This window comes from Coprococcus sp. LG101-27, assembly GCF_027695515.1.
GTDB classification, from domain to species: domain Bacteria; phylum Bacillota; class Clostridia; order Lachnospirales; family Lachnospiraceae; genus Allocoprococcus; species Allocoprococcus comes.
Genome location: NZ_JAQEUJ010000012.1, coordinates 81871 through 90267 on the forward strand (window position 1 = coordinate 81871; position 8397 = coordinate 90267).

Here is an 8397-nt window from a genome sequence, read left to right on the forward strand (position 1 = left end):
ATGAAAATAATTTTTGCAACGGGTAATAAGAATAAAATGATAGAGATCCGTCAGATCTTGCAGGATCTGGGGATGGAGATCCTTTCAATGAAGGAAGCCGGGGTTGACATTGATATCGTAGAGAATGGAAAGTCCTTTGAGGAAAATGCGATGATCAAAGCCGCAGCGATTGCAGAGCTGCCGGAAGTGAAGGCAATGGATGCGATTGTGCTGGCAGATGATTCCGGACTGGAAATCGATTATCTGAATAAAGAGCCGGGAATCTATTCTGCACGTTATGCAGGAACCGATACTTCGTATGATATCAAGAACAGCCTCCTGCTCTCGAGAATGAAGGGCGTACCGGATAAGCAGCGTACAGCAAGGTTTGTCTGTGCGGTGGCAGCAGTATTTCCGAACGGGGACAAAGAGGTTGTCCGTGGAACGATGGAAGGATGTATTGGTTACGAAATCGCCGGGGCAAATGGATTTGGCTACGATCCGATCTTTTTCCTGCCGGAATACGGTTGTACCTCGGCAGAGCTTGCACCGGAAAAGAAGAATGAACTCAGCCACAGAGGAGAAGCGCTTCGGATGATGAGACAGATCATGGAGAAAAAGTTATGAGAGTATTGATTATTAGTGATACACATGGAAGACATACTGCATTTGACCGGGCAATCATGGAAGCTGGAAAGATTGATTATCTGGTGCATCTCGGGGATACAGAGGGCGGAGAAGATTATATTGAGGCATTCTGCGGATGTCCGGCGTATATACTGGCTGGGAATAATGATTTCTTCTCACGCAATCTCCGGGAGATGGAGATTTATTTTGGCAAGAAAAAAGCATTTATGGCACATGGACACCAGTATTCGGTGTCTCTTGGTGTAGAGCGGATCCTGGATGAGGGAAGATCGAGAAATGCAGATATCGTGATGTTTGGTCACACACACAGACCGTATCTGAAAAAGTTTGGTGATATTACAGTGCTGAATCCGGGCAGTCTGTCATTTCCACGGCAGGAAGGCAGAAAAGGCAGTTATATTATTATGGAGATGGATCGGGACGGGAATACGGAGTTTACGATTCATTATCTGGATTAGAGTAGGTGGCACGTATTTCTGCTAAAAAAGGGCAAAAATGCGTGTCTTTTACAAGAAAAAGAAAAATAAAAATTTCTTTAAAAAAATTTAAAAAACATGTTGACTTTTTGAAAACCTTGTAATATAATAACTTTTGTCGTCACGGAGATGACAAACAGATAAACAACGGGGTGTGGCTCAGCTTGGCTAGAGCGCCTGGTTTGGGACCAGGAGGTCGCAGGTTCGAATCCTGTCACCCCGATGTGATCTGCGGGTGTAGTTCAATGGTAGAACACCAGCCTTCCAAGCTGGATACGTGGGTTCGATTCCCATCACCCGCTTACACTGAGAAACCAGTGTTGTGTGTTTGTAGCTCAGTTGGATAGAGCAACGGCCTTCTAAGCCGTGGGTCGGGGGTTCGAATCCCTCCAAGCACGTTTATATGGTGGGTATAGCGCAGTTGGTTAGCGCGCCAGATTGTGGCTCTGGAGGCCCAGGGTTCGAATCCCTGTATCCACCCTTTAATCTATAATATTTGAAAGAAATGGCAAGCAGAAATGCTCGCATTTTTTTTATGATAGACATTGCAAGAATGGATATCATAAAAGTCTCCGGCAGGATATGAGAGCTTTGGCAGATTCGGGATGCTGTAAGTTAAGCGATTGTCGCAGGCGCGGGAATGTGCCATGGCGCATTCTATGTCAAGACATAAAGATAATGGGTCATCGCCAAGCGGTAAGGCACAGGACTTTGACTCCTGCACTCGCTGGTTCGAATCCAGCTGGCCCAGTTACGGGCGTGTAGCTCAGGTGGTAGAGCACTTGACTTTTAATCAAGTTGTCCGGGGTTCGAATCCCCGCACGCTCACTTATTTAGTCCCATGGTTTTCTGTGGGACTAAAAAAATGCGGATGTGGCGGAACTGGCAGACGCGCTAGACTTAGGATCTAGTCTCTACGAGGTGCAGGTTCAAGTCCTGTCATCCGCATTTAGTTAAACATAACAAAACCAGTTATATTATATATAGAAGTAATAGAGGAACCTTTACCAAAAAGGTTTCTTTTTTTGCTTTTTTTATGGATTTTAAGGAAAAAGCGGAAAAAGAAAAGAAAAAGCAGTATTTAGATATTTCTGTTGAAAATATCCGGATCGAGATCGTCTCTTTTACAGATTCCAACTATATGTTAATATAATCATATGAAGATGTTGGGACCCAAAGGTATTTTGACCCCTTTGATACCAGATTGCTACGTGCTTTGCACTCTCGCAATCCTCAAAAACATTCTCCTTTCGGAACATTTTCATCCAATGAAAGGAAGAACTTCTAAAAAAACAGATGAAAAAGAAACTGGAGAATAACTAAAGCATGGATAAATGATAAACGGTGAGTACCGCTTTTATTGATTACATTGCGGCAATAAATACATGTAACAGGGAAATTTTAACAAAGTAAGAGGGACGAAAGAATGAAAATATTAAGTGTCACAGCCCAGAAGCCGGACAGTACCGGAAGCGGTATCTATCTGACGGAACTGGTCAGAGGATTTAAAAAAAAGGGAATCACACAGTCAGTGATCGCGGGAGTTACAAAAGCTGATCAGGTATGTCTTCCGGAGGGGGTAAGCTTTTATCCGGTATATTTTGAATCGGAGCAGTTACCGTATCCGATCACGGGAATGTCGGACGAGATGCCGTATCCGAGTACCAGGTATTCAGACCTGACAGAGGAGATGACGGAAACGTTCCGGAACGCATTTGGCGAGGTACTGAAAAAAGCAGTGGAGGAGTTGGATCCGGACGTGATCCTGTGTCACCATCTGTATCTCCTTACAGCGATTGTAAGAGAGCTGTTTCCTGATAAAAAGGTATATGGAGTATCCCATGGATCCGACCTGCGGCAGATCCGCAAGACAGAACAGAACCGGGAATACATTTTACAGAGAATTCCTGCGCTGGATGGGATTTTTGCATTGCATGAGGAGCAGAAAGAGATGATCTGCGGAATTTACGGGGAGCATATCAGAGAGAAGGTACGGGTGATCGGAACCGGCTATAACAGTGATGTTTTCCGGCAGGAGATGGGGGCTTCACAGGGAGAAGAAAAAGAGCTGAGACTAATCTTTGCCGGAAAGATCTCAGAGAAAAAGGGTGTGAAAAGTCTGATCCGTTCGTTGGATTATCTGAAGGATTCCGGTCTTATTATTTCTCTGGAACTGGCAGGAGGTGCCGGAGATGAGGGCGAATATCAGGAAATCCGGGAGCTTGCCGAAAAGTGTCCGTTTGCAGTTGCCTTTGCCGGGAAGATCACACAGCAGGAGTTGGCGAAGAAGATGAATCAGAGTGATGTGTTTGTACTGCCATCTTTTTATGAAGGTCTTCCGCTTGTGATCATTGAGGCTCTGGCATGTGGTACCTATGTGATCTGTACAGATCTTCCGGGGATCAGGAATTGGATCGATCAGAATCTTCCGGATAATGGTGTGGTTTTTGTAGAGCCGCCAAAAAGAGTGAATGAAGATGAACCTGTGGAAGAAGAACTTCCGGTATTTGAAAAGAAACTTGCCGGAGCCATCGAAGGGATCGCAAAATATCCTGGATCAAAGCCGGAGAAGGAGCATCTGGAGCAGATTTCGTGGGACGGACTTTGTGCGCATCTTATGCAGATATTTGAGCAATAGAGTGTTTATCGAAAAACTCTATAATTGAATTTCTGCATGTAAATTATCAATTATTTTTTTGTAAAACAACATGTTAAAATGAAGAAAAGAGAAATGAAAAGGCATTTTAACAGGAGGTTATTAACAGTTGATAATTGATATGCATATGCATGAGATGCGTTATTCGGGGGATAGCTTTTTAAGATTGGAGAACATGGTAGAGATCGCAAAGCACAGAGGACTTGGTGGAATCTGTATTACGGATCATGACAGTATGGGACTGAAGGAATTTGCGGCAGAGTATTCGGAGAAAACAGGATTTCCGATTTTTGTCGGAATTGAATTTTATTCCCTGCAGGGAGACATTGTAGCATTTGGAATTGAGGATTATCCAAAAGAGAGAATCCCGGCACAGGAGTTTGTAGATCTGGTACAGGCACAGGGCGGTATGTGTTTCAGTGCCCATCCATTCCGCAATAATAACAGGGGACTGGAAGAGGACCTGAAGATTGTAAAGGGACTTGATGGAATCGAAGTGCTGAACGGCAGCACACTTTACGAGGCAAATCGAAAGGCGGCAGAATATGCGGCTGAGCTTGGAATTGCAACAGTTGGATCAAGTGATTGTCATGTGCCGGAGAAGCTGGGACTTTATGCAACGTATTTTCCAAGAGAGATCCGTTCGGTGCAGGAACTGATCCGGAGTGTAAAACGATGCGAGACTCTTCCGGTGTATTATAAAGAGGGTGGATATTATCTCTGGGATATGAAAAATCCGATTGATGCGCCGTTTCACATTTACGAGCAGGAACAGATGGTGTGTGCCGGTTAATGTAAAAAATGAGAACAGATATGAAAAAATTAAACGCTTTTTTTATTGAAAGTGTGTTATTTCCATAGTATTATTAAGAGTGGAAATTAAGGGGGCTGGAATGTAATATTTCCAGCTTTCTTATTTAACAGGAAATTCTGTAGGAACTTCCTGCCAAATAAAAGACACTACGTGCCGGAGTATATTTTCAATCACCAATTACAAGGAGGAACTAACATGAAAGACATAGTAATTTCAGATGCAGTAAAATATATCGGAGCAGATGATAAGGATCTGGATCTCTTTGAGAGCCAGTACATCGTTCCAAACGGAGTATCCTACAACTCTTATGTGATCCTGGACGAGAAGATCGCAGTTATGGATACGATTGATACGAGAAAGACAGACGAATGGAAAGAGAATCTGGAGAGGGTGCTGGATGGAAGAACACCGGATTATCTGGTTGTATCTCATCTGGAACCGGATCATGCCGGAAGCATCAAAGAATTTGCAGATAAATATCCGGAAGCCAAGATCGTGGCAAGTGCAAAAGCTATTGCAATGCTTCCACAGTTCTTTGAAATCGCAGATCTGGCAGACCGTGCAGTTGCGGTAAAAGAAGGTGAAGAACTTTCCCTTGGAAGCCATACCCTTCAGTTCTTTATGGCTCCGATGGTTCACTGGCCGGAAGTTATGGTTGAATACGAAAAGTCTGAGAAGATTCTGTTCTCAGCAGATGGATTTGGTAAATTCGGTGCGCTGGATGCAGATGAGGACTGGACTTGTGAAGCAAGAAGATACTACTTCAATATCGTAGGCAAATACGGTGCACAGGTACAGGCGCTTCTGAAAAAAGCAGCGACTCTGGACATTCAGACGATTTGCCCGCTTCATGGACCGATCCTGAAAGAAAATCTGGGATACTATATCGGAAAATACATGACATGGAGCAGCTATGAACCGGAAGATGACGGGGTACTGGTTGCTTATGCATCGATCCATGGCAATACCAAGAAGGCAGCAGAGAAGATGAAAGAGATCCTGGAAGCCAAAGGTGCAAAGAAGGTAGCGATCACTGACCTTTCCAGAGATGATATGGCAGAGGCAATCGAGGATGCATTCCGCTATGACAAGCTGGTTCTTGCAGCAGCTTCCTATGATGCAAGTGTGTTCCCGTGCATGGAGACTTTCCTGAACAAACTGACCAATAAGAACTACCAGAACCGTAAGATCGCAATTATCGAGAATGGTTCCTGGGCTCCGACAGCCGCACGCGTGATGAAGAGTTATGTAGAGAAAATGAAGAAGATCACACTCTGCGAAAAGACTGTTACGATCAAATCTGCAATGAAAGATGCAGATGTAACTGCAATGGAAGAACTTGCAGATGAACTTCTTGCGTAAGAAACGGAAAGAATGAGATGATAAAGTTAAAAGAGACTACAATGAGGAAAACCTGGGTGGTATGTCTTCTTGCAATGGTCTGCTGTGCGTTATGGGGAAGTGCTTTTCCTTGTATCAAGGTTGGCTACCGGCTGTTTCAGATCGATTCAGCCGATACCGCCACGCAGATTCTGTTTGCAGGGTGCCGCTTTACGATTGCAGGCATTATGGTTATTTTGTTTGGATCGATCCTGCAGGGACGTTTTCTGAAAGCGGGGAAGGGAGATCTTCCGAGAATCGGAAAAATCTGTCTTTTACAGACGGTGGTCCAGTATTTTTTCTTTTATGTAGGACTTGCACATACGACCGGAGTCAAAGGATCGATCGTTGAAGCATCCAATGTATTCCTTGCAATCCTTGTTTCAAGCCTGATCTTTCATCAGGAGAAACTGGATCAGAAAAAAGTGCTCGGATGTATCGTCGGATTTGCAGGGGTGGTTCTGATCAATCTGAGCGGAAGCAATGTGGATATGAGCTTTAATCTGACCGGAGATGGATTTATTTTTATCTCTGCGATCGCTTATGCATTATCTTCTGTACTGATCAAGAAGTATTCAGCCAAATCTGATCCGGTGATGTTAAGCGGATATCAGTTTACTGCAGGCGGGCTTGTGATGATCCTGATCGGATTCGTGATGGGTGGAAGAATCCATACGGCAAGTATGCCGGCAATGATTCTTCTGATCTATATGGCACTGATTTCTGCAGTTGCATACACGCTGTGGGGAATCCTGTTGAAATACAATCCGGTATCCAAGGTATCGATCTTCGGATTTACGAATCCGGTATTTGGGGTGATCCTTTCCGCGATCATTTTGCGTGAGGGAAATGTATTCGGAATGAAAGACCTGATCGCACTGGTGCTGGTTTCTATCGGAATCCTGATTGTCAACTGGGCGAAACCGGGGACAGGCAAAGAGAAAGGAACGAACTAAGATGGAACCTGTTTTAAAGGAGGACACCTGCAGCTGATACCGATTTTTGAACAGGAAAAGAAATAACAGGAGGTCATTAACAGTTAAAGATAAATTATAAAATCATGTAAGTAGATAGTGAGTTTTTTATCCGGGAATTGATACAGGAGGAAACAGATGGTAAAAGCCATAAAAGTAATGCTGATACCAAACAACGTACAGAAAACTAAGATGTTTCAGTACGCAGGTGCTTCAAGATTTGCTTATAACTGGGCTTTGGCCAGGGAAAAAGAAAATTATGAAAAAGGTGGAAAATTCATTTCAGATTCAGAACTCAGAAAAGAATTTACAAAGCTCAGACATTCTGATGAATACGCATGGCTGCTGAATATTTCAAATAATGTAACCAAACAGGCAATCAAAGATGCCTGTACTGCGTATAAGAACTTTTTCAAGGGTTTGCAAAAATTCCCAAGATTCAAGTCTAAAAAGAGATCAATGCCGAAGTTCTATCAGGACAATGTTAAGATACAATTCAGTAATACCCACGTTAAGTTTGAAGGCTTTTCTTCCAGCAGGAAAGCAAATAAGCAGAAAATGAATTGGGTAAGACTTGCAGAACATGGACGTATTCCAACAGATGTTAAATATATGAATCCGAGAATATCCTTTGACGGATTGAACTGGTGGATCAGTGTATGTGTGGAATTTCCTGATTGCAAGGAAACACTTAATGATGATGGAGTTGGTATAGACTTAGGAATCAAAGATTTGGCTGTCTGCTCTGATGCTGTTAAATATAAGAACATTAATAAGAGTCAGAAAGTAAAGAAACTGGAAAAACAGAAACGCAGATTACAGCGTAGTATCTCTCGTTCTTACGAGAAGAATAAGAAAGGGGAAAGTTACTGCAAAACCAATAATGTAATCAAAAAGGAAAAACTTTTATTAAAACGAAATCACAGATTAACAAACATCCGTAAAAACTATTTGAATCAGACCATATCTGAGATCGTAAATCGAAAACCAAGATTTATCTGTATTGAAGATCTGAATGTCAGCGGAATGATGAAAAATAGACATTTATCCAAAGCAGTTCAGGAACAAGGATTTTTTTGGTTTAGAAAACAGCTTGAATACAAATGCAGTGATAAAGGGATCCAGCTTATTGTGGCTGATCGGTTTTATCCATCATCAAAGCTTTGCAGCTGTTGTGGAAATATCAAAAAAGATTTGAAATTATCTGACAGGGAATATAGATGTGAGTGTGGGAATATAATTGACAGAGATTTCCAGGCATCAATAAATCTTAAGGGTTATGGAGAACGATTTGCAAGCTGACACTGAAACGTTAATGCAAATATGTACGGATACGTTAGTCCGGAATTTACGCCTATGGAGAGTACAAGAACTTGTGAGTAGATAGATATTTATATCATCAAAAGCATACTCGTTGAAGTAGGAATGAAACATAGAAGTTTGTAACTTTTTATAAGTTTTCAGTAACGG

The 8397-nt window shown here is 42.6% G+C and carries 7 protein-coding genes and 7 tRNA genes; all 14 read left to right on the top strand.

The window, feature by feature from the left end:
• The 14 genes from rdgB (at position 1) to PG766_RS09980 (ending at position 8229) form a co-directional block, all read left to right on the top strand.
• Positions 1-606, top strand: a complete 606-nt coding sequence (gene rdgB / locus PG766_RS09915; protein WP_118198958.1) for an RdgB/HAM1 family non-canonical purine NTP pyrophosphatase — start codon at positions 1-3, stop codon at positions 604-606.
• Positions 603-1085 (top strand): metallophosphoesterase family protein, encoded by a 483-nt coding sequence (locus tag PG766_RS09920; protein ID WP_117823404.1) that lies wholly within the window; start codon positions 603-605, stop codon positions 1083-1085. The genes rdgB and PG766_RS09920 overlap by 4 nt, the downstream gene beginning before the upstream one ends.
• A gap of 166 nt (positions 1086-1251) precedes the next feature.
• Positions 1252-1326: transfer RNA gene (locus PG766_RS09925), tRNA-Pro, on the top strand.
• 8 nt (positions 1327-1334) lie between these two features.
• Positions 1335-1405 (top strand) — tRNA-Gly (locus tag PG766_RS09930).
• Positions 1406-1427: 22 nt separating this feature from the next.
• Positions 1428-1501: transfer RNA gene (locus tag PG766_RS09935), tRNA-Arg, on the top strand.
• 8 nt (positions 1502-1509) lie between these two features.
• Positions 1510-1583, top strand: a tRNA-His gene (locus PG766_RS09940).
• Positions 1584-1782: 199 nt separating this feature from the next.
• Positions 1783-1854: transfer RNA gene (locus tag PG766_RS09945), tRNA-Gln, on the top strand.
• A 4-nt stretch (positions 1855-1858) separates the two neighbouring features.
• Positions 1859-1931: transfer RNA gene (locus PG766_RS09950), tRNA-Lys, on the top strand.
• A 39-nt stretch (positions 1932-1970) separates the two neighbouring features.
• A tRNA-Leu gene (locus tag PG766_RS09955) sits at positions 1971-2051 on the top strand.
• Between the two features lie 478 nt (positions 2052-2529).
• A complete protein-coding gene (locus tag PG766_RS09960; protein WP_117558581.1) occupies positions 2530-3741 on the top strand; it encodes a glycosyltransferase family 4 protein in 1212 nt (403 codons plus the stop codon).
• A gap of 127 nt (positions 3742-3868) precedes the next feature.
• Positions 3869-4552, top strand: coding sequence for a PHP domain-containing protein (locus PG766_RS09965; RefSeq protein ID WP_118198959.1), 684 nt, complete (start codon positions 3869-3871; stop codon positions 4550-4552).
• Between the two features lie 216 nt (positions 4553-4768).
• Complete coding sequence (locus PG766_RS09970; protein ID WP_118198960.1) at positions 4769-5935, top strand: FprA family A-type flavoprotein; 1167 nt, start codon at positions 4769-4771, stop codon at positions 5933-5935.
• A 17-nt stretch (positions 5936-5952) separates the two neighbouring features.
• Positions 5953-6909, top strand: coding sequence for a DMT family transporter (locus PG766_RS09975; protein ID WP_117823410.1), 957 nt, complete (start codon positions 5953-5955; stop codon positions 6907-6909).
• 156 nt (positions 6910-7065) lie between these two features.
• Complete coding sequence (locus tag PG766_RS09980; RefSeq protein WP_055297353.1) at positions 7066-8229, top strand: RNA-guided endonuclease InsQ/TnpB family protein; 1164 nt, start codon at positions 7066-7068, stop codon at positions 8227-8229.
• The last annotated feature ends 168 nt before the right edge of the window (positions 8230-8397 follow it).

Coding starts and splice junctions, on each gene's coding strand:
- rdgB (WP_118198958.1), top strand. CDS start 1: ATGAAAATAATTTTTGCAACGGGTAATAAGAATAAAATGATAGAGATC.
- PG766_RS09920 (WP_117823404.1), top strand. CDS start 603: ATGAGAGTATTGATTATTAGTGATACACATGGAAGACATACTGCATTT.
- PG766_RS09960 (WP_117558581.1), top strand. CDS start 2,530: ATGAAAATATTAAGTGTCACAGCCCAGAAGCCGGACAGTACCGGAAGC.
- PG766_RS09970 (WP_118198960.1), top strand. CDS start 4,769: ATGAAAGACATAGTAATTTCAGATGCAGTAAAATATATCGGAGCAGAT.
- PG766_RS09975 (WP_117823410.1), top strand. CDS start 5,953: ATGATAAAGTTAAAAGAGACTACAATGAGGAAAACCTGGGTGGTATGT.
- PG766_RS09980 (WP_055297353.1), top strand. CDS start 7,066: ATGGTAAAAGCCATAAAAGTAATGCTGATACCAAACAACGTACAGAAA.